23 protein-coding genes and 1 pseudogene are annotated in these 24,612 nt (G+C 66.3%); 16 read left to right on the top strand and 8 right to left on the bottom strand.

From position 1 onward, the window contains the following. The first annotated feature begins 63 nt into the window (after positions 1-63). Positions 64-1,517: pseudogene (locus AC5P98_RS18685) on the top strand (S41 family peptidase). A gap of 45 nt (positions 1,518-1,562) precedes the next feature. Here AC5P98_RS18685 and AC5P98_RS18680 read toward each other — a convergent pair. Then, the gene (locus AC5P98_RS18680; RefSeq protein WP_262085282.1) at positions 1,563-3,410 is read right to left on the bottom strand and encodes a hypothetical protein; all 1,848 of its coding nucleotides are present in this window, start codon (positions 3,408-3,410) and stop codon (positions 1,563-1,565) included. A 50-nt stretch (positions 3,411-3,460) separates the two neighbouring features. Next, the gene (locus AC5P98_RS18675; RefSeq protein ID WP_049406292.1) at positions 3,461-4,462 is read right to left on the bottom strand and encodes an NUDIX hydrolase; all 1,002 of its coding nucleotides are present in this window, start codon (positions 4,460-4,462) and stop codon (positions 3,461-3,463) included. A gap of 436 nt (positions 4,463-4,898) precedes the next feature. On the opposite strand from AC5P98_RS18675, the gene AC5P98_RS18670 reads away from it, so the two are divergent. From AC5P98_RS18670 to AC5P98_RS18660, 3 genes are all read left to right on the top strand, one after another. Further along, entirely contained in the window at positions 4,899-5,294 is a 396-nt protein-coding gene (locus tag AC5P98_RS18670; protein WP_087786528.1) for an excalibur calcium-binding domain-containing protein, read from the top strand. A gap of 135 nt (positions 5,295-5,429) precedes the next feature. Beyond that, on the top strand, positions 5,430-6,245 hold the full coding sequence (locus tag AC5P98_RS18665) for a S1 family peptidase (RefSeq protein ID WP_049406302.1): 816 nt from the start codon (positions 5,430-5,432) through the stop codon (positions 6,243-6,245). 65 nt (positions 6,246-6,310) lie between these two features. After that, the gene (locus tag AC5P98_RS18660; protein WP_080354521.1) at positions 6,311-6,946 is read left to right on the top strand and encodes a hypothetical protein; all 636 of its coding nucleotides are present in this window, start codon (positions 6,311-6,313) and stop codon (positions 6,944-6,946) included. On the opposite strand, the gene AC5P98_RS18655 is transcribed toward AC5P98_RS18660, so the two are convergent. The 3 genes from AC5P98_RS18655 to msuE are packed head-to-tail and all read right to left on the bottom strand — an operon-like array spanning position 6,903 to position 9,594. Then, a complete protein-coding gene (locus AC5P98_RS18655) occupies positions 6,903-7,937 on the bottom strand; it encodes a methionine synthase (RefSeq protein ID WP_014647229.1) in 1,035 nt (344 codons plus the stop codon). The genes AC5P98_RS18660 and AC5P98_RS18655 overlap by 44 nt on opposite strands. 38 nt (positions 7,938-7,975) lie before the next feature. Continuing rightward, positions 7,976-8,953 (bottom strand): DUF1852 domain-containing protein, encoded by a 978-nt coding sequence (locus tag AC5P98_RS18650; protein WP_049406286.1) that lies wholly within the window; start codon positions 8,951-8,953, stop codon positions 7,976-7,978. A gap of 56 nt (positions 8,954-9,009) precedes the next feature. Continuing rightward, positions 9,010-9,594: an FMN reductase gene (gene msuE, locus AC5P98_RS18645; protein ID WP_041863466.1), complete on the bottom strand. Its 585-nt coding sequence runs from the start codon at positions 9,592-9,594 to the stop codon at positions 9,010-9,012. Positions 9,595-9,770: 176 nt separating this feature from the next. Here msuE and AC5P98_RS18640 point away from each other — a divergent pair, with 176 nt between their 5' ends. Next, the gene (locus tag AC5P98_RS18640; protein WP_032958925.1) at positions 9,771-10,685 is read left to right on the top strand and encodes a LysR family transcriptional regulator; all 915 of its coding nucleotides are present in this window, start codon (positions 9,771-9,773) and stop codon (positions 10,683-10,685) included. After that, positions 10,685-11,557 carry a methylenetetrahydrofolate reductase gene (locus AC5P98_RS18635; protein ID WP_049406282.1) on the top strand — a complete coding sequence of 291 codons (873 nt, stop codon included), beginning with the start codon at positions 10,685-10,687 and terminating at the stop codon, positions 11,555-11,557. The genes AC5P98_RS18640 and AC5P98_RS18635 overlap by 1 nt, the downstream gene beginning before the upstream one ends. A 6-nt stretch (positions 11,558-11,563) precedes the next feature. On the opposite strand, the gene AC5P98_RS18630 is transcribed toward AC5P98_RS18635, so the two are convergent. After that, positions 11,564-12,718: a serine hydrolase domain-containing protein gene (locus AC5P98_RS18630; protein WP_080354520.1), complete on the bottom strand. Its 1,155-nt coding sequence runs from the start codon at positions 12,716-12,718 to the stop codon at positions 11,564-11,566. 234 nt (positions 12,719-12,952) lie between these two features. On the opposite strand from AC5P98_RS18630, the gene AC5P98_RS18625 reads away from it, so the two are divergent. The 3 genes from AC5P98_RS18625 (at position 12,953) to AC5P98_RS18615 (ending at position 14,714) form a co-directional block, all read left to right on the top strand. Next, positions 12,953-13,480, top strand: coding sequence for a DUF6622 family protein (locus AC5P98_RS18625; RefSeq protein ID WP_049406278.1), 528 nt, complete (start codon positions 12,953-12,955; stop codon positions 13,478-13,480). Positions 13,481-13,609: 129 nt separating this feature from the next. Next, positions 13,610-14,137, top strand: coding sequence for a hypothetical protein (locus AC5P98_RS18620; protein ID WP_187143981.1), 528 nt, complete (start codon positions 13,610-13,612; stop codon positions 14,135-14,137). A 10-nt stretch (positions 14,138-14,147) separates the two neighbouring features. Continuing rightward, positions 14,148-14,714: a hypothetical protein gene (locus AC5P98_RS18615; RefSeq protein WP_032958916.1), complete on the top strand. Its 567-nt coding sequence runs from the start codon at positions 14,148-14,150 to the stop codon at positions 14,712-14,714. Positions 14,715-14,727: 13 nt separating this feature from the next. Here the strand turns inward: AC5P98_RS18615 and AC5P98_RS18610 are convergent, their stop codons facing one another. After that, the gene (locus tag AC5P98_RS18610; protein ID WP_010485668.1) at positions 14,728-15,630 is read right to left on the bottom strand and encodes a LysR family transcriptional regulator; all 903 of its coding nucleotides are present in this window, start codon (positions 15,628-15,630) and stop codon (positions 14,728-14,730) included. Positions 15,631-15,739: 109 nt separating this feature from the next. On the opposite strand from AC5P98_RS18610, the gene AC5P98_RS18605 reads away from it, so the two are divergent. From AC5P98_RS18605 to AC5P98_RS18585, 5 genes are all read left to right on the top strand, one after another. Beyond that, on the top strand, positions 15,740-16,861 hold the full coding sequence (locus AC5P98_RS18605; protein WP_014647220.1) for a 4-oxalomesaconate tautomerase: 1,122 nt from the start codon (positions 15,740-15,742) through the stop codon (positions 16,859-16,861). A 75-nt stretch (positions 16,862-16,936) separates the two neighbouring features. Further along, on the top strand, positions 16,937-17,995 hold the full coding sequence (locus tag AC5P98_RS18600; RefSeq protein WP_053451558.1) for an ABC transporter substrate-binding protein: 1,059 nt from the start codon (positions 16,937-16,939) through the stop codon (positions 17,993-17,995). Positions 17,996-18,008: 13 nt separating this feature from the next. After that, on the top strand, positions 18,009-18,842 hold the full coding sequence (locus AC5P98_RS18595; RefSeq protein WP_014647218.1) for an ABC transporter ATP-binding protein: 834 nt from the start codon (positions 18,009-18,011) through the stop codon (positions 18,840-18,842). Continuing rightward, entirely contained in the window at positions 18,826-19,602 is a 777-nt protein-coding gene (locus tag AC5P98_RS18590) for an ABC transporter permease (protein ID WP_049406272.1), read from the top strand. Before AC5P98_RS18595 ends, AC5P98_RS18590 begins: the two co-directional genes overlap by 17 nt. Positions 19,603-19,734: 132 nt before the next feature. Continuing rightward, positions 19,735-21,168: an OprO/OprP family phosphate-selective porin gene (locus AC5P98_RS18585; RefSeq protein WP_049406270.1), complete on the top strand. Its 1,434-nt coding sequence runs from the start codon at positions 19,735-19,737 to the stop codon at positions 21,166-21,168. A 25-nt stretch (positions 21,169-21,193) separates the two neighbouring features. Here AC5P98_RS18585 and AC5P98_RS18580 read toward each other — a convergent pair whose 3' ends face one another. Then, positions 21,194-22,441, bottom strand: a complete 1,248-nt coding sequence (locus AC5P98_RS18580; protein WP_041863460.1) for an arsenic transporter — start codon at positions 22,439-22,441, stop codon at positions 21,194-21,196. Positions 22,442-22,717: 276 nt separating this feature from the next. On the opposite strand from AC5P98_RS18580, the gene AC5P98_RS18575 reads away from it, so the two are divergent. Next, positions 22,718-23,917, top strand: a complete 1,200-nt coding sequence (locus tag AC5P98_RS18575) for a serine hydrolase domain-containing protein (RefSeq protein WP_495230145.1) — start codon at positions 22,718-22,720, stop codon at positions 23,915-23,917. Between the two features lie 106 nt (positions 23,918-24,023). Beyond that, positions 24,024-24,236 carry a hypothetical protein gene (locus AC5P98_RS18570; protein ID WP_046430752.1) on the top strand — a complete coding sequence of 71 codons (213 nt, stop codon included), beginning with the start codon at positions 24,024-24,026 and terminating at the stop codon, positions 24,234-24,236. The last annotated feature ends 376 nt before the right edge of the window (positions 24,237-24,612 follow it).

The raw sequence follows: 24,612 nt of genomic DNA, 5'->3' as shown, positions 1-24,612 counted from the left end.
GGCGCGGCACGACAGACCTGAAAGCTGCCAGACTGGAGCGCAATCCAGTCGAGAGGTCAATCGATGGCGCTCGCATCGTTGCTGGTCGGCGCGGTACTGGCAGCAGGCACCCAAGGCTCTGCCACAGATTGGCCGAGCACGCTGTTGATGGATCTGGAGGCTGCTGACGCCGCCCTGCGCGACAGCCATCCCGGGGTGGTTGACCCGCACAATCCCGGCTTCGTCTCCCAGATGGACGGCGCCCTGTCACTTGCACGGTCGCGCGCGCGCCAGGTCGACAGTTTCGCCGGCTACTGGTGGGCGATGAAGGGCTATGCGGCCACGTTCAACGATGGCCACGTGAGTCTCAATCCATTGGCGGGCGCCCCATGCTGCCGGCCCGATGGCCCGGGTTCCTGACGGGCTTCGAAGGTGACGCGCAGGTGGTGATGGTCGTGGATGGACGCCCCGGTCGGCCGCCCATGGGCGCGCGATTGCTGTCCTGTGATGGCGTCGATGCACAGGCACTGGCTGAGTGGCGCGTGGGCGACTTCAACGGGCGCTGGAACCTGCAGGCGAGCCGTATCCACGCGGGCGGCGAGGTGCTGCTTGAACAGGGCAACCCGTTCGTGCCGACGTTGCACAGCTGCGTCTTCTGGGTGGATGGGCGCCAGAGCGCCTACACGCTGCAATGGCTTCCGATTGATACGGCAACACGCGAAGCGCGACTGGCCGATACCCGTCGCAGCTTCCGCCCAGCCAATGGCTGGCACACATTGGCCGGTGGCGGCTACTGGATCACCACCAGCAGCTTCAATGCCGATCCAGCCACGCGCAATGCCCAGCAGCTGACCGAGCTTTTGCAGCAACTCACCCCGGTGGCCGACGCACTGCAGCAGGCACCGCGGGTGGTGCTGGACGTGCGCGGCAATACCGGAGGTGCGTCGCACTGGAGCATCGCGCTGGCCCGTTTGATCTGGGGGCCTGCAGCGGTGGATGCATTGCGTGACGAGAGTTGGGCGGAATGGCGGACGTCGGAGGCCAACATCGCGCAGCTGCGCGGCTTCCTGCAGAAGCTGAAGGCAGCACACGACGCGTCGCCCGAACTGCTGCACATGCTGGAAACGGTCACCGCAGGGATGGCCCGTGCCGGTGCGAACGGTGAGGCGCTGTGGCGCGAACCGGCGGACGCGCCGGTTGGGCCGATGCGTCCGCCCGCTGCAGCCGTTCCGGATCGCAGCGGCAGGGTGGTGATCGTGGCGGACGCCTCCTGCGGCTCAGCCTGCCTGGATGCACTGGATCTATGGAAGCGGCTGGGCGCTCTGCAGGTGGGGGTCGAGACGTCCGCCGACAGTGTCTACATGGATATCAGGCCTCAGCCATTGCCCAGTGGGCTGAGCCGGATTTCGGTACCCATGAAGGTCTACCGCGGTCGCGGGCGCGGTTCGAACGAGCCCTACGTGCCGGATCGCCGCTACGCGGGGGACATGCGGGACACGCAGGCGCTGGAGGCATGGATCCTGGAGGGCAGGGACTGATCGGACCTGATCGGAACCCGCCGCCCGCGCTGCGCTGATGGAGGATCATTCCCCCTGTGGCAACAGCACCCGGATCATCTCGTGCTGCCCGGACAGATTCGCCCGTTGCACGAAACCCTGGACGATCGAGGCTGCTACCTTGCGCTGGTTGTCCATGTCCAGCAACGGTGCGATGGCCTGCCCGGAACCGTCGGGGCTGTCCCGGAACGGGCAACCGACCGGGCCAGCCGTGGTGAATGTCAGGATCGCCTTGGCCACGCGCGCCGACGGCGAACGCGGCGCATCGAAGATCACCAGCGTTCGCTCGTAACTGATACCCGTCGCACGTACGGTCGAGTGCAGGGAATCCTCGATGGTCATGTGCGCGCCGAGATCCTCGGCAAGCGCATTCAAGCAGTTGGCCGCCGTCGCCCTGCGCAGCGTTGCAGGGTCGGTGCGGATGATCATCGCGCAGTCGACGTCGGAGATCGGTACCTGGGTGACATCCAGGTAGGGATTCTGTGCCAGCGTCCCGATCAACGCCAGATCGTCGCTGTAGCCACAGGATGCGGCAGATGTCTGCAGGCGTTGCAGCAGCGTTGCGACCCGCTGCGCGACCCACTGCCGCCCCTGCCGCAGGCGATGCGTGTGGGTGGCCGACAGGGCGCCGTGATCGAATCCCGAAGATGACGCCTGCATACGCATTTTGACCTCACGCATGCAGGCATCGACCTGCTGCATGCAGTCCCTGTCATCGGCGAACACCGGCGCCGCCGAGATGCCATCGATCACCCTGCCGAACGTCGCCAGGTCGCCCTGCTGGTCGCGGTACCAGTCGTGGATGCGCTGCACATTGCGACGACGCTTCTCCAGCTTGTCCGCACCCGGCCAGCCGGGATAGGCGGCGATCTCGCACAGCATGGTCAGGCCTTCCCACAGGTGGTACTCCATGCTGGGCAGGGGCAGCCGCCAGCGCTCTTCCGCGCCGGCATCCTCGGCAATCACCAGATGGTTGCGGATGATGTCCGACCACACTGTCACGGCCTCCACGGTATCGCGGCGCGGCGTGGTCACATCGATCAGTTCCATCAGGATCGGCCGCGGCGTCACCGGGTCGTCGCCGGCAGGCGCCTTCGGATCCTTCACCCATCGCGCGTGCCAGGTGTAGCCCATGCGGTACAGCACGAACGGCTTGATGCCGTCGTTGAGGATGATGCCGGGTGGCGGCGGAGGGGTAGGTGGCGGCTGCACGGGCAGTGGCGGCTGCGGCGGGGGCAGCACGGACGGGCTTGTCACCGGCGCGGGCGCGCCGATGCCCTTCAATGGCTCACTGGTGAACAGATGCAGGCCCGCGCGGTCACGCTGGTAGACCTTCCGGAACGTCTGCGGAGTGTCACAGGTCACCAGGCACTGCTGGCCGGGCGGCACATGGATGTCCACCGGTGCAAGATCCACCACTTGGCCGGCCAGCGGATTCTGGTTGGGTGGGAAGACGCTGATCTCCAATGCGATGTTGAGGCCGGCGCCGAGCATCACCTCGATCACGATGTCCTCCACGCCGCCGTGCAGGGCGTCCTGGGCCGGGATCGGAATCCAGGGATTGATCACCACCTGCGTATCCCAGTCGGACCGGCCGAAATCGAACAGCGTCGGTGGCGGCTGGGCCGGGCGTTCAAGCAGTGCGTCCAGTGCGTTGCCGCCCTTGACGTAGAAGAACATCAGCGGCTCGTCAGGCTTCAGGCTGTAGTCGCGCCGTACCTTGCTGGACAGGCTGCGCAGCTGGTCCTTGATGTCCGACAGGGCCTTCACCACGACCGAACGGACGTCGGGATACGCCTGCGCGTTGTTGATCTGCGCGGTGAGCTGCTTGCTGATGTGGCGCCGGGCCTCGCGCTCGGGCGTGCTCTCTTTCATGGTGGGCCTCGCTGGGCTTGCAGGGGATCACATGGGTTCGCGCTGGACGCTCAGGCGGGTGACAGCAGGGCGGCGATCTCCCGGTACCAGCCGATCTCCTGGCTACCGGGCCTGGCGCCGGCCAGGGCCTCGTCAACCTCCGGTGTTCCTGCGCCCGGAACCTCCACCCTTGCTCCCAGGATGTTGCGCAGTTCGGTCACCGGCACCCGTCCGATGCTCGCCACCTCCCAGTCGGTCACCAGGCAGGACTGGGGGCGCGCAGGGCTGCTGGCACTGGCCTGGACGTTGTTCTCGGCCTCCTGCGCCATCCGCAGAAGCTCCTCGGCCGTGGTGCAGAAGCGAACCAGGGAGAAGCTGCCTCCCCCATCCGGAAACAGCCGGGCACGCAGATCGCATGCGGCGCGTCCCTGCCCAAGCCAGATGCCGAGCTCCTCCTCGAACTCGCGGCGCGCGGCGCGCTCCTTGCGTTCGTTGTTCAGGCGGCCGCCGCCGGGCAGGGCCCATTGCCCCGCCTGGTTCACCAGCGCCGGGGGCAGGCCATCCGACCACGCTCCGACTTCCGCCACCAGGCGTTGTGCCAGTATCAACGCAGCGGCCCAGTTCGGCGCACCCCGGGTGGGCGGCGGCAACGCGATGGAGAGCTCCCGCAAGGTTGCACGCGCAGCGCTGAACGTGGGAGGGGTTCTTGCGTCCTCGCGGAACAGGCTCTGCAGAGCGGCCAGCGTCTCCATGGCGATGTCATCGGTTTGCGGATGCGTGCGTTCGGCGCTTTCAAGCGCCCGGTCCAGTGCGTCCATGGTGCGGGGCAGCGTGCGTTCGCCGCGGTAGGCGACTGACCCTGCGGCGCGCCAGGCGCCGGAAAGCAGCTTCTTCACCAGATCCCAGTCCTGCTCTGTGCCACCGCCGGACGCGTTGCGGATGGCCAGCACAGCGGCCATCGCCTCGGCAGAAAGTACGACCACGGAATTGCTGCCCCACCAGCTGTTGAGCACCCGTTTGCGGACGACCAGATAGTGGGCTCCATCCCAGACTGCGACGTAGACCTGGTTCATGGTGCACCCCCCCGTTCAACCTGCGTGGAGGGGGCTGGGCGCATTGCCGCTGTGCCAGCGATAGTCCGGGAAAGGCATGCCATGTCTCGCTCCTGTGGGCTCGAAAAGTGGGGGCGGCGGCGTTGCCATCGGGGGTGCAGGCCGTGCGTCGCCGCGAATCCACTGTAGGAGCGAGGGGCGAGGGAGGATCGGCGCCAGCCACGATGTATGCGGCGGAACCGACGGAACAGGAGCGCGGGTGCATTGATTTCCCCGCATTGGCGCACAGCCCGTGGCCGCCCAGGGATCAGCGACTGCCGGCGCCTGCCTCCGGGTCGTGCAGCACGCGCAGCTTCTTCTTGTTGATCTTGCCGACGCTGATCACCTGGCTGTTCCTGAAGCACTACCTGCGTTGAGTGGCAGCCGCTGCAGCGTCAAACCTGGCGGTCGAGACACCATGCTAGCTTTCTCCTTGGCAGGAGTGCCGGGGGAAGGCATGGACACACGACGCCGCGTTTCCAGCGTATTGACTGCATCCGGCATGCTCGCACTGGCACTGTCCGCCAATGCGCTCGCGCATCCGGGCGGGCTCGACAAGCAGGGGTGCCACACCAACCGGAAAACGGGTGAGTATCACCGTCATCGAGGCGCTCCAGCGGCACCTCGATACGTCGACACTCCGCGCAGCAGTTTCGCCCCCGCGCCCGCGGGCAGTTCCCGGGTGTTTGCCAACTGCGCGGAGGCCCGCGCCGCCGGGGCGGCGCCGGTACGGCGTGGTGATCCGGGCTATGGCCCGCACCTCGATCGCGACAATGATGGCGTGGGCTGCGAACCCTATCGGGGCCGCAGGTAGGGCATGGCCCGCCTGGCTTCAACTCCCGTTTCCCCGCGTTCGTCGGCCATCGCCGGGGATTGGTCGCACGATCTCCCCGTATGGCAGGGCCATGCCCTAGGCTGTTGGGATTGAACTGCTGGGATGCAAGCAACCATGAACCGCTGGATTTTCCTGGCATTGGCCACGCTCCCGTTCGCCGCCGGCGCCGTGGTCATCCGCGATGATGTTGACGATGCCAGTTACCAGATCGACGCATCGGTGTTCCCGGCACTGGCAGACATGCCGGGCGAGGGGCACGGCGTCCTGATCGCGCCGCGCTGGGTGCTGACCGCCGCGCATGCCGCGCCGATGGAAGGGAGGGGCGCCACCATCACCATCAATGGGAACGTCTACGGCGTCGAGCGTGTCTTCCTGCACCCCGGCTACCGGAGGATGCCCGAAGCGCTGGGCAAGGAAGCGATGGCAACCGGGAGCGCGTCGAAAATCCACGCGTTCCTGGCAGCATCGGATGACATTGCGTTGATCAGACTTGCCGCACCGGTGAGCGATGTGCCGCCGGTCGCACTCTACCGGGGCGCCGACGAGGTCACGCAGGTCGCCGCCCTGATAGGGAGAGGCGCCACCGGCAATGGTGCGACTGGCCTGGTGCCCGGCGGGCCGCATCGTACGACGCTGCGGCGGGCCTGCAACGCGATCACCGGCGGCAACACGCGCTATCTCTGGTACCGGTTTGATCCGCCTCCGCAGGGCCTTCCCCTTGAAGGCGTGCTCGGCAACGGCGACAGCGGCGGCCCGCTGGTGATCGAGAAAGATGGGGCCTGGCAGCTGGTGGGCCTCGGTTCCTGGATCACCGCCGTACCCGAGCATGCGCTGGAAGCGGGTTTCTATGGGCAGGTGGTCTACAACGTGCGCGTGTCCCGCTACATCGACTGGATCGAAAGCATCATCGAGCGTGACGCGTCACTTTAGTTCTTGTTCCCGTAGCCCGACGGTGCGGAGCAGGCGTAGCGGAAGCAAGCGCGCCTTAACGATTCATGGTCTCGAACAAGCGCACGGTGCGGATCTCAGCCAGTGCGACGGGCGCTCGTATCCTTCCCGGCATGAGTTCTCCCTTCGATCTTCCAGAGTTCATGACGGTCACCCGGCCCTCCGGCTGGGTGCGGAGCGGCGAGCGCTGGGACCTGTGGTGGAACGGGCGCTCGGTGGCCAACATCGTGCCGCATGCCGAACTTGGCTTCCGGGTCTACCTGGATGCACGCAGGATGTCCCAGACCAAGGTGGTGGCCGCCACGAATGTGCGGCAGGCCAGGCGCTACGCCGAGCGCTGGTGTGCTGCGCGGCTCTGCCCACAGCTGCGGCTGCGCGAGGCAGTGGCACGCCTGGTGGACGTAGCGCCGGAAGCAGGCGCTGCGCCGTCGCCCGCGCTTTCGCGGGAACAACGGCAGCAGGCCCGCCGCCTGGCCGAGGCCGGGGCGGGGGAGGTGGTACGGATCAAGCAGGCACTGGCGCCGCGACAGCCCGCGATGAAGACCCGACCGGAAGTGCAGGGGCGGGGTGGAGCCTGGTCGATACCCGGCCAGGCTCCGTCAAACCGACATTCGAACGGCAATTCCTCCCCAGCCAGGGTTATGCCGAGAGTTCTTCGCGCACGATCCTCGCCCCCGCGCTGAGTGCGCGCAGCTTGCCCCTGGCCACGTCGCGCGCCAGTGGCGCCATGCCACAGTTGGTGCTCGGGTAGAGCTTGTCGGCGTCCACGAACTGCAGCGCCCTGCGCAGGGTGTTGGCCACGTCCTCCGGGGTTTCCACCGTGGTGGAGGCCACGTCGATGGCACCGACCATCACCTTCTTGCCGCGCACCAGCTCGATCAGGTCGATCGGCACATGGGAGTTGTGGCATTCCAGCGAGATGATGTCGAGGCTGGAGGTCTGCAGCTTCGGGAACGACTCCTCGTACTGGCGCCATTCCGAACCCAGCGTCTGCTTCCAGTCGGTGTTGGCCTTGATGCCGTAGCCGTAGCAGATGTGCACCGCCGTCTCGCACTTCAGCCCTTCGATCGCACGCTCCAGGGCGGCCACGCCCCAGTCGTTCACCTCGTCGAAGAACACATTGAAGGCCGGCTCATCGAACTGGATGATGTCAACGCCGGCGGCCTCCAGTTCCTTCGCTTCCTCATTGAGGATCTTCGCGAACTCCCAGGCCAGCTTCTCGCGGCTCCTGTAGTGCGCGTCGTACAGCGTGTCGATCATCGTCATCGGGCCCGGCAGCGCCCACTTGATCGGCTGCGTGGTCTGGCGGCGCAGGAACTTCGCATCCTCCACGAACACCGGCTTCGGGCGGCTCACCGCGCCAACCACGGTCGGCACGCTGGCGTCGTAGCGGTTGCGGATGCGCACGGTTTCGCGCTTCTCGAAGTCGACGCCGCTGAGATGCTCGATGAAGGTGGTGACGAAATGCTGCCGGGTCTGCTCGCCGTCGCTGACGATATCAATGCCGGCGTGCTGCTGTTCCTGCAGGGACAGACGAAGGGCGTCCTGCTTGCCTTCAAGCAGGGCTTCGTCCTGCAGCTTCCAGGGTGACCAGAGTGTTTCGGGCTCTGCCAGCCAGGAGGGTTTGGGCAGGCTGCCTGCGGTGGAGGTGGGGAGCAGCGTCTTCGTCGGCATTGTGTCGTGTGTCCTGGGGCGGTTGGTAAATCGATGGATCAGCGGGCGGCCCACTGCTCAAGCACGGCGCGGTACGGCTTGATGAAGTGCTCTTCGGTGAACCTGCCCTGCTTGACCGCCAGCTGGCTGCGCTCTTCGCGGTCGTAGACGATGCGGGTGGAGGAGTAGTCCTGGTGCTTCAGGCTGGGCTGGTAGACCTTGCCGGCCACGGAATTGGCGTTGTAGATCTCCGGGCGGTAGATCTTCTGGAAGGCTTCCATGGTGCTGATGGTGCCGATCAGTTCCAGGTTCGAGTAATCGCCCAGCAGGTCGCCCTGGAAGTAGAACGCCAGCGGCGCGACGCTGCCCGGTGGCATGAAATAGCGCACCTGCAGGCCCATCTTGTCGAAGTACTGGTCGGTGGGGGAGAACTCACCCTGGCGGTATTCCACGCCCAGGATCGGGTGATGGTTCTCGGTGCGGTGGTAGGTCCTGCTGCTGGAAACACTGATGCAGATCACCGGCCCCTTGCTGAAGTTGGCGCGGTAGGCGTCCGAGCGCAGGAAGTGCTGGAACAGCTTGCCGTGCAGGTCGCCAAAGCCCTCCGGAATGCCGAAGGTGTCCTTGCCCTCGTTGCTGGCCGGCAGCACGACGCTGAAGTCGTAGTCGCGCACGTAGGACGAGAAGTTGTTGCCAACGATGCCCTCGCTACGCACGCCGGTCTGCGTATCGACGATGGTCGGCCGCAGCACTTCGATCAACGGGAACGGATCGCTGCCGTCGGCGCCGTCGATGTGCATCTCCACGGAGATGATGTCCAGCTCGACCGCATAGCGGTCCGCATTCGGGTTGTCCCAATGTGCCAGGTCGTTGAAGCGGTTGTTGATCATGCTGATCGTGTTGCGCAGGTTCTCCCGCCGCGACGCGCCACGGGCCAGGTTGGCGAAGTTGGTGGTGATGCGCGTGCCCTCGGCCGGCTGGTAATCCTCGTTGAAGGGGATGCGCGTGATGCTGAAGGTGAAGGTATCGGTCGTCATGGCGGCGTTCCGGGTTGCGGGGTGACATCCAGATGCAGGTCGGCGGCGTCTGGCATTCAAAGCGTTGCGGTGGCCTCTGCGGTAGCGGGAGGCGCGGCGCGATGGGACAGCGCCAGCAGGGGCATCGCCCGCTGCACGGCCAGTCGCGCACGCTGGATCAGTGCGTCGTTGTGCACGCGGCCCTCGGCGAAATCGCGGTCGGTGGCGTAGACGCCCAGGGGCAGGGTGCGGGCCTGGAAGAAGCTGAAGAGCGGGCGCAGCTGGTGGTCGATCACGAGGGCATGGCGCTCGCTGCCGCCGGTGGCGGCCAGCAGGATCGGGGTGTCGACCAGCGCATCCTGGTCGATGAAGTCGAAGAAGTGCTTGAACAGGCCGGTGTAGGAGCCGCGGTAGACCGGCGTGGCCACCACCAGGACGTCGGCCTGTTCAACCGCAACCAGCTGCCGCTCCACGGCCTCGGGCAGCTGCGAGCGCCACAGCGCACCGGCCAGCTGCGGTGCCAGCTCACCGAGTTCGATCAGCTGCTGTTCGCTGTGGATGTCCTCGCCGATCAGGTCCAGCAGATGCTCGGCCAGGGCGGCGGCCCTGGAGGGGCGTTGCAGTCCGCCGGAAACGGCGACGATACGGAGGGGGCGGGTCATCTGTTCGCTATCAGCGGGGGAGGGGAGCGCCTTCGGGCATCTGCAGGTGCGCAGCCCCGCAGGCCGGCTGGGTCAGCAGGCTGGCAGGCAACCGAAGGCATGACCCGATCCTAGCCATGCCCTTCCATGACGTAAAATGGTATTACTTCACCAATCCATGAATGAGATTCATCGTCATGTTGGAGCGGATCCACCTCAGCATCGTGCAGCAGGTCGAACAGCAGGGCTCGCTCACCGCGGCCGCCGGCGTGCTCAACCTGACCCAGTCGGCGCTCAGCCACAGCATGAAAAAGCTGGAGCAGCAGCTGGGCACCGATGTCTGGCTGCGCGAAGGCCGCAGCCTGCGCCTGACCCAGGCCGGGCAGTACCTGCTGGCGGTCGCCAACCGGGTACTGCCGCAGCTGGACCTGGCCGAGGAGCGGTTGGGCCAGTTCGCGCAGGGCGAGCGCGGCGCGCTGCGCATCGGCATGGAATGCCATCCGTGCTACCAGTGGCTGCTGAAGATCGTCTCTCCCTACCTGGCGGCGTGGCCGGACGTGGATGTGGACGTCAAGCAGAAGTTCCAGTTCGGTGGCATCGGCGCATTGTTCGGTTACGAGATCGACCTGCTGGTCACGCCCGATCCACTGCTGAAGCCGGGCCTGAAGTTCATCCCCGTGTTCGATTACGAGCAGGTGCTGGTAGTGGCCAGCAACCACGCCCTGGCCAAGGTGGACCACGTAAAGCCGCGCCAGCTCGGCCAGGAAGTGCTGATCAGCTACCCGGTGCCGTTCGAGCGCCTGGACATCTACAACCAGTTCCTGCTGCCGGCCGGCATCACCCCGCGGCGCCACAAGGCCATCGAAACCACCGACATCATGATGCAGATGGTGGCCAGCGGCCGCGGCGTGGCTGCCATGCCGCGCTGGCTGGTGGAGGAGTACGCCACGCGCATGGACGTGGTGCCCGTACGGCTGGGCGCCAAGGGCATCCCCAAGCAGATCTACCTGGGTGCGCGCGAGGCCGATACCGGCATCGACTACCTGCAGGCCTTCATCGAACTGGCCCGCAACAGCTCGCCGCTTGCCGGCAATGTGGGCGGAGCGCGTTGATGTCGGCAGGCCTGTCACTGCGGGCGGAAGCCTTCATCAACGCCTTTTCACTGGAAGTCAGCGCGAAGGCCATGCCTGCGCTGCGCGCCGAGGCGGATCGGATCCCGCGCGGTACGGTCATCTCCATTCCCTGGCTGGCCAGCGAGGATGACGACGCCCGCCTGGCCGCCGTGCGCACCGTGCGCGCGCTCGGATTCGAGCCGATGCCGCATCTCTCTGCCCGCCGCATCCGGTCAGCCGCATCGCTTGCGCGCTTCCTGGAGCGTGCGGCCGGCGACGCCGGGGTCGCGCGTTGCCTGCTGATCGCGGGCGACCTGGCCACGCCCGCCGGACCGTTTGCCGACAGTGCTTCGATCATCCAGACCGGTCTTCTGGAGCACTCCGGGATCAAGGTCGTTGGTATCGGCGGACACCCGGAAGGGCATCCGGTAATGAGCAGTGACGAACGCTGGCAGGCGCTTGAGCGTAAATGCCAGAGCATCGAAGCGCGCGGCATGGCCCCCTTGATCGTCACCCAGTTCGCCTTCGATGCCGATGCCGTGCTGGCCTGGCTGGATGCACTGCGCGCGCGTGGCATCAGCGTCCCGGTGCTGGTCGGCGTGCCGGGCCCGGCCAGCGTCTCTCGCCTGCTGCGCTACGCCGCGATGTGCGGCGTGGGCGCCAGTGCATCGATGCTGGCCCGGTATGGCATCTCGATCGGCCGGCTGCTCGGCACGGCAGGGCCGGAGGTGTTCGTCGATTGCCTGGTGAAGGGGCTGACCCGCGCCCATGGCCAGGTCAGCCCGCATTTCTTCCCGTTCGGCGGTATTGCGCCGTCGTTGGAGTGGGTGGCGCAGTACCGGCGCCACATTTCCATCAGCCAGCGCCGATGATCTGCGTCATGGCACGGATCGCGTTGTCCGGGTGCCGGGTTGATCCAGCGAAGGCGCCGGCCTGGTGGAAAGCCTCCCATTGCAGCCACGCATGCCCAGGTCGAGGCGCTCTGCAATGCCCTGCGGGTTGATATCTCCGGCGCGATTGATCAGCACGACGAGCGTTCTTCGATCGGTGGGACGGTGCCGGAGATACCCGGTAAAGCCTGCGGTCCCGCCGCCATGGCCGACTACCTTTCCGCCATCGGAAACTTCCCAGCCGGCCCCCCAGCCCGCCTTGCTGCCATTGGCGAGGAGTGTGTCGCACCACATCCGCTTCAGGGCCGACTCGGGCAACAGTCGATGCTGGTCCAGCGCCACAGCAAAGCGCGCCATGTCGTCGATGCTGGCGAGCAGGCCGCCAGCGGCCCATGCTGAGCCCGGAGCAGTGGGTGGCGGTGCGCGCCAGTGGCCATCCTGGAACAGATGCCCCTGGGCAACACGGCGCCGATCGTCGGCACGACGCGGTCCCGCATCGCGCATGCCCAGCGGCGACAGTATCTCCTCCTGCAGAACCCGCCAGTAGTCCATGCCGGTTGCATGCTCGATGGCCAGGCCGAGCAGGATGTAGTTCGTATTGGAATAGGCGTGCCGCGCACCGGGCGCAAACGCCAGCGGCCGCTCGGCCACCTCTGCGAGCAATTCACGGGGGGCTGGATTCGTCGGCATCAACCGCAGGAAGTTGTCTTCATTCAGATAGTTGGGAATGCCTGAGGTATGGCTCAGCAGCTGCAGCAGCGAAGTGGATGCCCATACGGAAGGCAACCCTTCCACGTACTCGCCGATGGGCGCGGTGACGTCGAGCAGATGCCGCTGCTGGAGCCGGAATATCAGCAGGGCCGTGAACAGCTTGGTGATCGACCCCAGTTCGAACACGGTATGGCGATCAATCGGTGCAGGCCGGGTGTCATTGAGCCGCCCGGTCGTGGACAGCGCGGCAATGCGCCCGTGATCGACCAGAACGGCCGCCATGCCAGGCTGCCGTTCGGCCTGCAGCAATGCGGTCAGCGAACCGCATCCCGCCAACGTCGCCCGGCTCGCCAGCGCCGATGGTGCTGACAGGCCGCAGCCGGTAGCCAGCAGCGCCGCACACAGGCGGCGTCGAACAGGGTCGTGGTACATGCACGTGGCTCGCAGCGGCGTCGTGGTGATGGTAGCGCGGACCGAGGGCCGGCCCGCTCAGGGTGAACCGGGTGAATCCACCCCGACCGCTGCCGGGGACGCGCAGCATGCCGGCGGGTCATCCGCGATGGCTGACAGCTGTCACTGGCTGCAACCCGGGCGGAAGCGAATAGTGAGCGCCAAGGCGAGGACACCTCGCCACCACTCAGCCACCACTCACCAGGGGGACCGCTCATGAACATGCTCCAGCAACTCGCCTCGCAGACGCCGATCTGGGTCTGGCTGCTCCTGGCCTTCCTGGTCACCCGTGGCATTGCCGCCATGAAGCCGGCCCAGACCTCGCTGCAGAAGCTGGCGATCGTGCCCGGCCTGTTTGCCGTCTGGGGTGCGTGGTCGATCAGTCATCGTTTCGGCGCGTCGCTGATCGCCTGGAGCGAGTGGCTGGCCGGCATCGCCACGGGGGCCGCGCTTGCCTGGCTGCTGTTGGGTCGATTGAAGCTGACGCTGGACCGCAGCACCGGCAAGCTCTGGCGCAGCGCGGACTTCAGCCTGCTGCCGCTGCTGCTGGTCACCTTCCTGGTGAAGTACGGCTTCGAGGTCGCATTTACGGTGTCGCCGACGCTGACCGCCAGTGCCGGCTTCAGCGCCGCCTACCTGCTGCTGACCGGCGGGTTCACTGGCGTCTTCGTGGGCAAGTACTGTCGCTACCTGGCCTCGCTGCGGACGGATGCGGCGGGGAAGGGGCTGGAAACCGCAGGTTGATTGACCTGGTAGTGCCGGTCGCTGGAGGCTCCGCAGGTCATCGGCAATCGAGTTTGGCGTTACCATCGGAGCGGCTGTACCTCCCGTGAGAGCCCGGGATGGATGGAACCATCTGAGCAGGAATCGATAGTGGAAGCGATATATCCGGTCGGCGTTGCAGGGGGAATGCGGATCATCTGGTTTGCCTGGGTATCAGGTGACCATGATCGGGTGATGTCCAGCAATGGAAGGCCTGTCTGCGATAGCAGCAAGGAAGGGCTGGAGGGTCAGGTTGCCGCGCGCGGCCGAGTCCTGGACTGGGAAGGAGAGTCCGTCATTGACCTCGACTCGCTGATCTCGTCTGTAGATTCAGGGCGGGAGGTCGACCCCGGGGAGGTCGTGGATGCATGGAATTTCATGACGGACCTCTCCAGGGTGATCGACAACGCCCCCAATCAGCTGTTTCATGCCGAGTTGATGGAGACCTATGACATCTTCTTCTCGCAGTGCGAGGTCGCTCAATCGCTTGGTCTGAGATCGATTTCCATTGCAAGGCGCGATCTGGATCGAGCCCTTGTTGTCCTACGCGACGGAAGGCGAATGGTGCAGGGCATCCAGTTGAACATTGAAAGTCCTATGCCGTCGCCAACCGTCGGGCGCACGCATGAGATCCATTGATCTGTGGACAATGAAACGGAACGCCAGGAAGGCTGGGTTGCGGGTGGTTGGCAACTTTCTGATTGTTTCGTACACGCGCGATGTGATCTCCGGGTTTGCCATGGACCCAGCGCCGTCCTCCATCTATGTATGGACCTTCGCACTTCCGGTCTATGACGGCCTGCCACACCTGCATATGTCTCTCGGCCAGAGGGTCGCTTGCCCGGAAGATCCAAAGGACTTTTTCCGCGGCACGCACGAGGCTCACCTCGCAATGCTCGAAGGGGTGAGAACAGCTGCGGACCTTCTGATGTATGTTGAAGAGGCCGGTTTCGAGGGCGATTACTGCCAATGGGTGAAGTACCTGTCCACCATTCGCCTGGGCGATTTCCCGGCCGCAGACGCTGCACTGAAGAATCTGCTCGCACTGCCGGTGTCCAGCGCGATCCGCGGAAGACTGGACAGGATGCTGGAGGCAATCGGGCGAGGTGGCGAATCAGGCGCGCGGCAGCTTCTGCAGGAATGGTCGATGCAGACGGCCCGATTGATGGGTGGCAGCAGCACATTCGCCTGGAGCCAGGACAGCACAAGCGCGTGAACCGCGCGGTTGCTCACGCCTCCCCACGCCACTGGCTCATCAGCATCTGAAGGAATCGCTCTGCGGTGGGCGAGAGCAGGGCGCCCCGTCGGCGGACGATGCCGATCGTGCGCGACACTACCGGGTTGCCGATCGCGCGCGTCACCAGGGTGGGGTGATCCCCGTCCGGCGTGGCCATCTTCGGTAGCACCGACACGCCGATGCCGGCCTCGACCATGCCCAGTGACGTCGACAGGTGCGTCACCTCGTAGTGCCAGCTCAACTTGAGGTTCTCGCGCGCCAGCGCGCCGTCCAGCAGCGTGCGGTTACCGCTGGTGCGATGCACGGTGATCAGCTGGTGCTCGGCCAGATCAGCCCATTCCACCTTGCGCTTGCGGGCCAGCGGATGATCGCGCCGGCAGGCGAGGACGAAGGGGTCCTCAGCCAGCACGTCGAAGTCGAGATTCGGATCGTTGGCGCCCATGAAGTTGATGCCGAACTCGACTTCGCCACGTTCCACTGCCTGCAGACCCTCCGTGGCCGGGATATCCAGAATGCGGAAGCGCACGTTCGGGTGTGCTTCGTGGAAACGCGCCATCACGCTGGGCAGGAAGTAGAACGCCGCCGTCGGCAGGCACGCGATGGTCACGGTGGCGCCGCGGGTGTCCTCCCGGCCGCGCAGTGAGAACAGCGAGCCATCGAATTCCTCCAGCATGCGGCGCACCAGTGGCAGCAGGTTCTCGCCGACAGCGGTGGTACTGACGCTGCGCGTGGTGCGCTCCAGCAGCGGCGAACCCACGGCCTGCTCCAGCTTCTGTATCCGTCGGCTGAGCGCCGGCTGGGAGACGTGCAGGATTTCAGCGGCGCGATGGAAGCTGCGTGTCTCCGATACCAGCAGGAACGCGCGTAGATCCAGGATTTCGCAATTGATGCTCATTGGGTATCAATCATCCAAAAATCAGCAATTCACAGATCAATTAGGGTCATGCCAGTATCGAATCACAGAGGGGTCATTCATCCCCTATACGCATCAATCTAGCACACGTGTGTCCAACGATCTGCTCAGCATTCCCTGCGTACTCATGCGCGGCGGCACCTCCAAGGGCCCGTTCTTCCTGGCCAGCGACCTGCCGGCGGACACCGCCGAACGGGATCGCCTGCTGCTGGAAGTGATGGGCTCGGGCCATCCGTTGCAGATCGACGGCATCGGCGGTGGCAACGCACTGACCAGCAAGGTGGCGATCATCGACCGCTCGAGCCGGGCGGACGCCGACGTGGACTACCTGTTCGCCCAGGTCCGGGTGGAGCAGCAGGTGGTGGATACCTCGCCCAACTGCGGCAACATGCTGGCGGCCGTGGGCCCGTATGCCATCGAGCGTGGGCTGGTGCAGGCGCAGGATCCGCAGACCGAGGTGCGCATCCACAACGTCAACACCGGCAAGCTGATCATCGCCACGGTGGAAACGCCGGGCGGCACTGTGGCCTACCGCGGTGATACGCGCATTGCCGGCGCGCCGGGCTCAGCCGCGCCGGTCAGGCTCTCCTTCCTTGATGCGGCGGGCGCCCGCACCGGCAAGCTGCTGCCCAGCGGGCATGCGCAGGAAACCATCAATGGCGTGCCGGCCAGCCTGGTGGACTGCGCCATGCCGATGATGCTGGTGCGTGCCGAAGACCTGGGCGTGCGCGGTGATGCCTCGCCCGCCGAACTGAACGCGGACGCGGCGTTCATGCGCCGGCTGGAAGCGCTGCGCATCGAAGCGGGCGCCCGCATGGGCATCGCCGACGCCGGCAACAAGGTCATTCCCAAGCCGGTGCTGCTGTCGGCGCCGCAACAGGGCGGCGATCTGCAGGTGCGCTATTTCATGCCGCACCAATGCCACACCGCACTGGCCATTACCGGTGCGGTCGGCCTGGCCACCGCCGCCGTCACGCCGGGCACGCTGGCCCACACTTTGGTCGGATGCCGGTCCGTTCCCGGCAGCATTACCCTCGAACATCCGAGTGGGGCCCTGGAGGTGGGCCTCAGTCGCAGCTCGGGCGATTCGCCGGTGATTGCCAGCGTGGTCCGCACCGCACGCCGCTTGTTCGAGGGGCGCGTGTACGCGACTTCGCCCGCGCCCGCCACGGCCAGTGCCACCCAAGCCCGCCAATGGACGTCAGCGGCATGATCTGAACCCGGACGGGCCTGCGTAGACGCGCATGCCCGCCATTACAACGTAGATGCTTCACTCCTGGGAGGGATGATGTACAAGCAGTTCTTCTTGGCCGCGCTGTGCGCGGCCGGTCTGGCCGCGGCCGGATGCAGCAACAGCGGGCGCAGCGAAGGCGCATCCGCCGGCGGTGGCGACAATGCACCGGTACGCATCAGCGTCGGCTCCTACAACCTCAACAACCTGCCGTTCTTCATCGCCGACGCCAAGGGGTACTTCAAGGACGTCGGCCTGCAGGTGAAGACCGAGAACTTCGCCCAGGGCGGCTCCAAGGTATTGCAGGCGCTGGTGGCCAATTCCACCGACGTGGCCGTCGGCTTCTACGACCACACCATCCAGATGCAGGCCAAGGGCAAGGACGTGGTGGCCTTCGTACTGCTCTCGCGCAACTCCGGCCTGGTGATGGCCGGCCGCGAGGATGCCACCTTCGATCCGGCGCGCCCGGAGACCATCAAGGGCCAGAAGGTCGGGATCACCGCGCCGGGCTCCTCGTCCGACTTCTTCGTCCGTCACTTCCTCGCCCAGCACGATATTCCGGCCGACAGCATCTCGTTGATCGGCGTCGGCTCGGGCGCCGCAGCGGTGGCCGCGCTCGAGCAGGGCAAGATCGACCTGCTGGTCAACTATGATCCTGCCGCCACCCTGATCACCGAGCGCAAGGTCGGCAGGATCATCCTCGACGCGCGCAGCGACGACGGCGCCCGCCAGGTCTATGGCGGCCTGTACCCGACCTCGGTGATGTACGCCAACCAGAGCTTCCTGGACACGCGACCCGAAGCGGCCGAGAAGATCGCCCGCGCCGAGCAGATGGCCTTGAAGTTCATCGCCGACAACAGTGCTGAAGACATCGTGGCCGCGCTGCCGGACAGCTACGTCTCCGGTGACCGCGCCACCTATGCCCGCGCGGTGGCGAACGCGCGCGCGATCTTCACCCGGGACGGTCACTTCACGCCTGCCGATCTGGAAACACCGCTGAAGGTGCTGCGTGAGTTCAACACGGATGTCGCCAAGGCCGATATCGATCTGTCCCGGACCTATACCAATGCCTTCGTCGAGCGTGCCAACGCTGCGGCGCCGGCTGCCCAACCGTAAGCGGAGGTAAACCATGGCCCTCAATGCCACCGTGCGCCAGTTCAATGGCGCGCCGCAGCTGGAGCCTGCACAGACCATGGTCGCCATCAACAAGGTGACCATGTCCTTCGGCGAATTCACCGCCGTACGCGATGTCGACATCCAGGTGGGTGACGGCGAGTTCCTTGCCATCGTCGGACCCACCGGCTGCGGCAAGAGCACCATCCTCAATTCCGTGGCGGGCCTGCTGAAGCCGTCGTCGGGCCAGGTCAGCATCGATGGCCGTGCCGTCAGCGGCGTGCAGGAGTCGGTCGGCTACCTGTTCCAGCAGGACGCGCTGCTGCCGTGGAAGACCGCGTACCAGAATGTTGAACTCGGCCTGCGCTTCCGTGGTGTGCCCGAGGCTGAACGCAAGGCCAAGGCCAACGCGTGGCTGGCCAAGGTCGGCCTGGCCGGCTTCGAGCATCGCTACCCGCACCAGCTGTCCGGTGGCCAGCGCAAGCGCGTGCAGATGGCCCAGGCGTTGATCGTCGAGCCGAAGGTGATCCTGATGGATGAGCCGTTCTCGGCGCTGGACATCCATACCCGCCACCTCATGCAGAACGAGCTGCTGAGGTTGTGGCAGGAAGACCGGCGCTCGGTGATCCTGATCACCCACGATCTGGAAGAAGCGATCGCCCTGGGCGACCGCGTGGTGGTGCTGTCCTCCGGCCCGGCCAGCCGCGTGGTGCGCAGTTTCGATGTGGATCTGGAACGGCCGAGGAACGTGGCCGAAATCAAGCTGGATGACCGTTTCACCGACCTGTACCGCGACATCTGGGCCTGCCTGCGCGGCGAAGTGGAGAAGAGCTATGCACGCCAAGACTGACAAGTTCATCCAGTTCGCGCTGGTGGTCGCCGTGTTCGGTGGCTGGGAAGGCGGCATCGCGCTGGGCGTGATCGACCCGTTCTTTTTCCCATCGCCAACCGCCATCGTGCAGCAGGCCTGGACCTGGCTGTCCGATACGTCGTTCTATCAGCATGTCTACATCACGCTGACCGAAACCGCGCTGGGCTACATCATCGGCACCGGCCTGGGTGTGGCCGGCGGCGTCTGGCTCGGCCTGAGCCGCCGCTCGGCACGCATCCTCGATCCCTTCATCAAGGGCTTCAACGCGATTCCGCGCGTGGTGCTGGCGCCGATCTTCGTGCTGTGGCTGGGCCTGGGGCTGTGGTCGAAGGTGGCGCTGGCGGTCACGCTGGTGTTCTTCACCACGTTCTTCAATGCCATGCAGGGCGTGCGCGAGGTGAATCCGGTGGTGCTGGCCAATGCCCGCATCCTGGGGGCGAGCCGCAGTGACCTGCTGCGCCATGTCTACTTCCCCGCAGCGGCGAGCTGGATCCTGTCTTCGCTGCGTACTTCGGTCGGCTTTGCCGTGGTCGGTGCGATCATCGGCGAATACCTCGGCGCCTCGGCGGGCCTGGGCTACCTGATCGCGCAGGCAGAAGGCAACTTCAACGCTGTGGGTGTGTTCGCCGGCATCATCATCCTGGCCGCCTTCGTGCTGGTCATCGACGCGCTGCTGGACGTGGTCGAGAACAAGCTGATCACCTGGCGTCCCAACGCCCAGGCACAGGCCACCAGCTGACCCGGACGGGCTGAGCCCGCCTGCCGCGCCGCCGGGCCGATCCGGCGGCGCGCGCTTCCTTCCCCGATCTTCCCCCGCACCACCGCAACGGGCCAGCGCCAGGCCAGGGGGCCGGCTGGCCGGAGAGAGCCCATGAACCATTCCAACGTGCTGCCGCGGGCAGCGCTGTCGGCCGCGCTCGGCCTGCTGTTGGCCAGTGGCCATGCCGACGCACAGTCCACGTCGTCGCTGCCCGCGCCGCTGAGCCAGGCCGAGCTGTCACGCCTGGTGCAGCAGCAGGCACTGCAGATCCAGCAACTGGAAGCACGCCTCCGCGCCGTCGAGGGCGGGCAGGGCAGTGCGGGGGCACCGTCAACGCCGCCCGCGCCTGCGCTGGAAACGCGGGTGGCCGCACTGGAAACCAGCCAGTCCAGGCTGCCGAAGGTCTCCTGGGCCAAGGGTGCACCGGAGTTCAGCAGTGCCGACGGCACGACGGTGTTCCGCCCCCGTGGCCGCCTGTTCGTCGATGCCTCCAGCACCGACGGTTCGGCGGTCGCCGGCCGCAACGTTTCGGGTACCGAGGTCCGTTCGGTGCGCCTGGGGGCCGAGGGGCGCTACGGCACCCTGGGCTGGGTCGTGGAGGGCGACTTCGCCGACAACGCGGTGGCGTGGAAGTCGGTCTACGCCACGCTGGACCACACGCTGTTCGGCCTGCCGGCCGATCTCACGATGGGCAACCGCTTGAACGATCGCGGTATCGATGGCTCAAGCAGCACCTCCAACACGCCGTTCCAGGAACGCAACGTGGTCGGCACGCTGCTGCTGCCGCAGCGCGGCCTGTTTGGTGTCGGGCTCACCGAGCGGGTGTATGGAAGGGGCTGGCATGCCAGCCTGTCGGTAGCCGGCAACGACCTCAACAACGCCGGCACCGACAACGACAGCCAGACCTGGGCCACCCGCGTCCACTGGAATCCGCTGGACACCGCCGACGCCACGGTGCATCTGGGCGCATGGGCCTTCCACGAGAAGATTCCCGCCGGGGCCAGCGGCGTGGTGCGCAGTTCGGCCATCGCGGGGCATTTCAACGATCTGGTCAGGATCACACCGGGCACGCTGGTGGGCGCCGAGCGCAGCACCGCCTACGGCGCGGAACTGGCCGGCTTCTTCGGCCCGGCGTGGGCAACCGGCGAGTGGGGTACGCGAAGCCTGCGCGGGGCCGATGCCAGCGGGCGCTATGATCGCGACCACGAAGCGTGGGCGATCTCGGCCGGCTGGTTCCTGGCGGGCGCGCTGCCGTCCTACTCGGGCAAGGCCGGCACGTGGGGCAAGGTGAAGGTGGCCGATCCGGTGACGCGCGGCGGCAGCGGTGCGTGGGAGCTGAAGGGCCGCTATGAGGACGTGGACTACGCCGAACTGCCCAGTGGTGGTACCGGTCACGCGTGGACACTGGGCGCGAACTGGTACCTCAACGATTTCAGCCGGGTGATGTTCGAAGCCGTGCGTTGGCAGACCCGCCACCGCAGCGGCGGTGCTGCGGGCAGGGATGAAGGCACCACCTTCAATACCCGTCTGCAGCTGGCCTTCTAGGGCCGGGCCGCCGCCTGCATTCTGGTCACAGCAGCAACAACGCAGCGATGAGTGCAGGCGGCATCACCAGCGCGCCGACGCGCAGGAAGTCGAGCGCGCTGACATGCTCGCCCTCGCGGCGCAGCGCCACCAGCCACAGCATCGTGGCCAGCGAGCCGGTCACCGACAGGTTCGGGCCCAGGTCCACGCCGATCAGCAGTGCGGCACGGGTCTGTGCGGGCAGTTCAGCCATCTGGCCCAGCGAACCGGCGGCCAGGCCGACCGGCAGATTGTTGGCTACGTTGCTCAGCAGTGCAGCGGCGCCACCGGCCAGCCAGCTGGCCTGGTGGGGAGAAGCCTGCGCCATGGCCTGCAGTGCGCTTGCCGCAGTCTGGATGACGCCGGTCTGCGCCACCGCCTCCACCAGCACGAACAGACCGGCCACCAGCGGCAGCACGCCCCAGGCGACATGCCGCAGCAGCGGCAGCGGGCTATGGCGCTGGCGTATCACCACGACCGCCACGCTCAGCGCGCCGGCGCAGAACGTGGCCAGGCCCAGCGGTCCGTTCAGCGCGGACGTCACCAGCAGTACGCTGCCGGTGAACAGCACGCCCAATGCACTCAGTCGGCCACCCTCGGTCAGCGGGCGATGTTCCGGTGCGGCGACCAGCGGCTGCGCGATTTCGCGCCGGTGTACCCAGCGCAGCACCAGGTAGGTGGCACCGATCGCCGCCGCCGACGGCAGCGCGAACTGCGCCAGCCACTGCAGCAGTGGCGGCATGTGCTGGCCGTACACCACCAGGTTGGCCGGGTTGGAGATGGGCAGCACGAAGCTGGCCGCATTGGCAATGAAGGCGCAGACGAACAGGTAGGGCAGGGGATTGGCGCGCGCCGCCTTGCAGGCCGCGTAGACCGCCGGTGTCAGCACCACGGCCGTTGCATCGTTGGACAGGAACACCGTCACCAGCGTGCCGACCAGGAACACCAGGTCGAACAGGCGTCGCCCCGATCCGCCCGCATGCCGCACCGCGTACAACGCCAGCCAATCGAACAGGCCTTCGCGCCGCGCCAGTTCGGCCAGCACCATCATGCCGACCAGGAACAGGTAGACGTCGCGGCCTTCGGCTACCGCGCCCCATGCGGTCTGCAGCGATACCGCGCCCAGCAGCGGCAACAGGGCGGCAGCACCCAGCGCCCACACATACTCGGGGATGCGGAAGGGACGGAACAGCAGGCCGATGGTGGCAACGGCGACCGCTGCCCAGATCACGAGGGGGGAATGGGGGGCAAGCATGGAGTGGGGGCTTCAGCGGCACCGGCAGCGACCCCGGCGCAGGTGCTCCTGGCGCACGCAATCAGCGGATGGGCGGCCGCTGCAATCATCGCAGGTTCCGGGATCGCCGCATCATACCGTGCGCACTGGCATGGCGACTGCTGGGGGGGCCGGGCGCGTTGGTGACGAACCCGGCGTCCAGTGCGGATGGGCAATCAAGCGCGGCATGACTTCAGGCACTGCGGTGTGACTACATTTGTAGTCACACTGCACGCACACTCACTGGAAGAGAACGCAATGCCAACGTCCTGCTGGTTGTCCTGCGCCCTGGCCCTCGTGATCGGCATCGCGGGGCCCACCCATGCGACGCCGCCTGCCGACGCCCTCGCCACGATCGAGCGCAACGCGCGTGCTTCGCATTCCGATGCGTTGCTCGTGATGCATGACCGGGACACGCTGCTTGAGCTGAAGCCCGCCCCCGCGCAGGAATCCGTGCACCTGATGTCGGCAACCAAGTCCGTCGTCGCGCTGGGCATTGCGTTGCTGCTGGACGAAGGCAAGCTGGCTTCGATCGACGTACCGGTCAGCCAGATCTATCCGGAATGGAAACAGGGCAGGAAGAGCCGCATCACCGTGCGCATGCTGCTGGACCACACCTCCGGCCTGCAGAACGTGGCCAACGCGGGCGCCGAACTGGAAGGGGCCCCGGACCTGGTCAAACTGGCACTGGCAGCCGAGCTGAGTGACGACCCGGGCGCCGTGTTTTCCTACAACAACAAGGCCACCAACCTGCTGCCCGGCATTGTCGAGCGCCTGGCAGGCGAGCCGCTGGATGCCTACCTGGATGCGCGCCTGTTCAAGCCGCTGGGCATTGCCCACCACACCTGGATGAAGGATGAGGCAGGCACTCCGCTGGGAATGGCGGGCCTGTCCCTGCGCGCCGCCGATCTTGCCGCCATCGGGCAACTGTTGCTGGATGGAGGCGTGGCGCCGGATGGCAAACGACTGTTGAGTGAACGGTCAGTGGCATTGATCACTGCTGAAAGTGCCCGCTCGCCTGAGGTGGGCCTGTTGTGGTGGCGGATACCAGCGTGGGAACGCTATCAGCTCAAACCCCGGCTGGATGACCTGCTGGCCGGGCACGGCGTTGACGATGACGTGCGCCGCGCCGTGCAGGCCAGCGCGGGGCGCACATTCGACAGCCGGGGGCAGTTGATCGCATTCCTCACCGAACGGTTGGGCTCAGACGGGCCGCAACGTTACGCCAGCCAGATCACCGCGCGCGGCCTGAAGCTCGCCGATCTCTACGACATCACACGGGGACCGGTCGTCGGCTTTGCCGCCAACGGCTACCTGGGCCAATACCTGATGATCGTTCCGGAACAACGCGTCGTCGCAGTGCGCCTGATCCATCGGCGCGAGAGCCACCGCGCCCCACAGGACGACTACGCGTCCTTCTTCGCCGATGTCATGCAATTGGCGCGGGCACTGCAGTAGGTGCTGCCATCATCATGTCCACGCGCTCTGAACAACTTCCTGGAGCCTTCTTCACTGTCGTGCCGCCTAAGGTGGGATGACCCCTTGGCCGCCGGGATACTGAAGCATGTTTGATTACCAGGACTGGACCTTCCACGCCAATGGGCGCACGGTGGTGGCGCGCGTGGCGCTGGACGGCGACGGGGGCGGCACCATCAACCGATACCAGCTGATGCCCGGGCCGGCGCAGTCGGGGCTGTGCATCAAGGTCGCCTCCCAGGACGAGGCCGCGCAGAAACTGGAGGCCGAAGTGATGAAGCTGCTGGGACCGGAGTGGTAGCCCCTGCGTAGCGCCACGGTGAACGGCTCATCTGCTCCGTCCACGATCACGGCGTTGGCGGCGAAAACGGCGGAGCCGGACGGAACGAGTACGGCGAGCCGACTGCGGCGGCGATGCGCTGGAGAGCGTTCACGGTCCGTTCCTTTCTGGATGACCCGCAGGCGCGGGCATCTTTCCTGCGGCGGGTGAGCGGTGACCGGATGCAGCAGCAGCCCGGTCATCAGTAGCGGGGTGATTCCAGCGCCGCTACGCGCGCTGCCGATTTGCTGCGCTGCATGGTGACAAGCGCGAACCCGGGTGATTACTCTCCGCTGCAACGCGATGGTAGCGCTACCAGTCGGACGGGGATCCAGGGTCCAGGGGCTGCCTTCTTTGC

This window comes from Stenotrophomonas sp. YJH_SMC_135, assembly GCF_059372355.1.
The sequence above is the reverse complement of the archived record's forward strand: the minus strand, read 5'-3'. Positions and strand labels throughout refer to the sequence as shown.

Excerpts from the sequence above, each read along its gene's own strand:
- AC5P98_RS18630 (WP_080354520.1), bottom strand. The coding sequence starts at position 12,718 with ATGTACCACGACCCTGTTCGACGCCGCCTGTGTGCGGCGCTGCTGGCT.
- AC5P98_RS18590 (WP_049406272.1), top strand. The coding sequence starts at position 18,826 with ATGCACGCCAAGACTGACAAGTTCATCCAGTTCGCGCTGGTGGTCGCC.
- AC5P98_RS18595 (WP_014647218.1), top strand. The coding sequence starts at position 18,009 with ATGGCCCTCAATGCCACCGTGCGCCAGTTCAATGGCGCGCCGCAGCTG.
- AC5P98_RS18635 (WP_049406282.1), top strand. The coding sequence starts at position 10,685 with ATGTCGGCAGGCCTGTCACTGCGGGCGGAAGCCTTCATCAACGCCTTT.
- AC5P98_RS18670 (WP_087786528.1), top strand. The coding sequence starts at position 4,899 with ATGCTAGCTTTCTCCTTGGCAGGAGTGCCGGGGGAAGGCATGGACACA.
- AC5P98_RS18610 (WP_010485668.1), bottom strand. The coding sequence starts at position 15,630 with ATGAGCATCAATTGCGAAATCCTGGATCTACGCGCGTTCCTGCTGGTA.
- AC5P98_RS18625 (WP_049406278.1), top strand. The coding sequence starts at position 12,953 with ATGAACATGCTCCAGCAACTCGCCTCGCAGACGCCGATCTGGGTCTGG.
- msuE (WP_041863466.1), bottom strand. The coding sequence starts at position 9,594 with ATGACCCGCCCCCTCCGTATCGTCGCCGTTTCCGGCGGACTGCAACGC.
- AC5P98_RS18655 (WP_014647229.1), bottom strand. The coding sequence starts at position 7,937 with ATGCCGACGAAGACGCTGCTCCCCACCTCCACCGCAGGCAGCCTGCCC.
- AC5P98_RS18575 (WP_495230145.1), top strand. The coding sequence starts at position 22,718 with ATGCCAACGTCCTGCTGGTTGTCCTGCGCCCTGGCCCTCGTGATCGGC.
- AC5P98_RS18615 (WP_032958916.1), top strand. The coding sequence starts at position 14,148 with ATGAAACGGAACGCCAGGAAGGCTGGGTTGCGGGTGGTTGGCAACTTT.
- AC5P98_RS18680 (WP_262085282.1), bottom strand. The coding sequence starts at position 3,410 with ATGAAAGAGAGCACGCCCGAGCGCGAGGCCCGGCGCCACATCAGCAAG.
- AC5P98_RS18660 (WP_080354521.1), top strand. The coding sequence starts at position 6,311 with ATGGTCTCGAACAAGCGCACGGTGCGGATCTCAGCCAGTGCGACGGGC.
- AC5P98_RS18675 (WP_049406292.1), bottom strand. The coding sequence starts at position 4,462 with ATGAACCAGGTCTACGTCGCAGTCTGGGATGGAGCCCACTATCTGGTC.
- AC5P98_RS18580 (WP_041863460.1), bottom strand. The coding sequence starts at position 22,441 with ATGCTTGCCCCCCATTCCCCCCTCGTGATCTGGGCAGCGGTCGCCGTT.
- AC5P98_RS18665 (WP_049406302.1), top strand. The coding sequence starts at position 5,430 with ATGAACCGCTGGATTTTCCTGGCATTGGCCACGCTCCCGTTCGCCGCC.
- AC5P98_RS18570 (WP_046430752.1), top strand. The coding sequence starts at position 24,024 with ATGTTTGATTACCAGGACTGGACCTTCCACGCCAATGGGCGCACGGTG.
- AC5P98_RS18600 (WP_053451558.1), top strand. The coding sequence starts at position 16,937 with ATGTACAAGCAGTTCTTCTTGGCCGCGCTGTGCGCGGCCGGTCTGGCC.
- AC5P98_RS18640 (WP_032958925.1), top strand. The coding sequence starts at position 9,771 with ATGTTGGAGCGGATCCACCTCAGCATCGTGCAGCAGGTCGAACAGCAG.
- AC5P98_RS18650 (WP_049406286.1), bottom strand. The coding sequence starts at position 8,953 with ATGACGACCGATACCTTCACCTTCAGCATCACGCGCATCCCCTTCAAC.
- AC5P98_RS18585 (WP_049406270.1), top strand. The coding sequence starts at position 19,735 with ATGAACCATTCCAACGTGCTGCCGCGGGCAGCGCTGTCGGCCGCGCTC.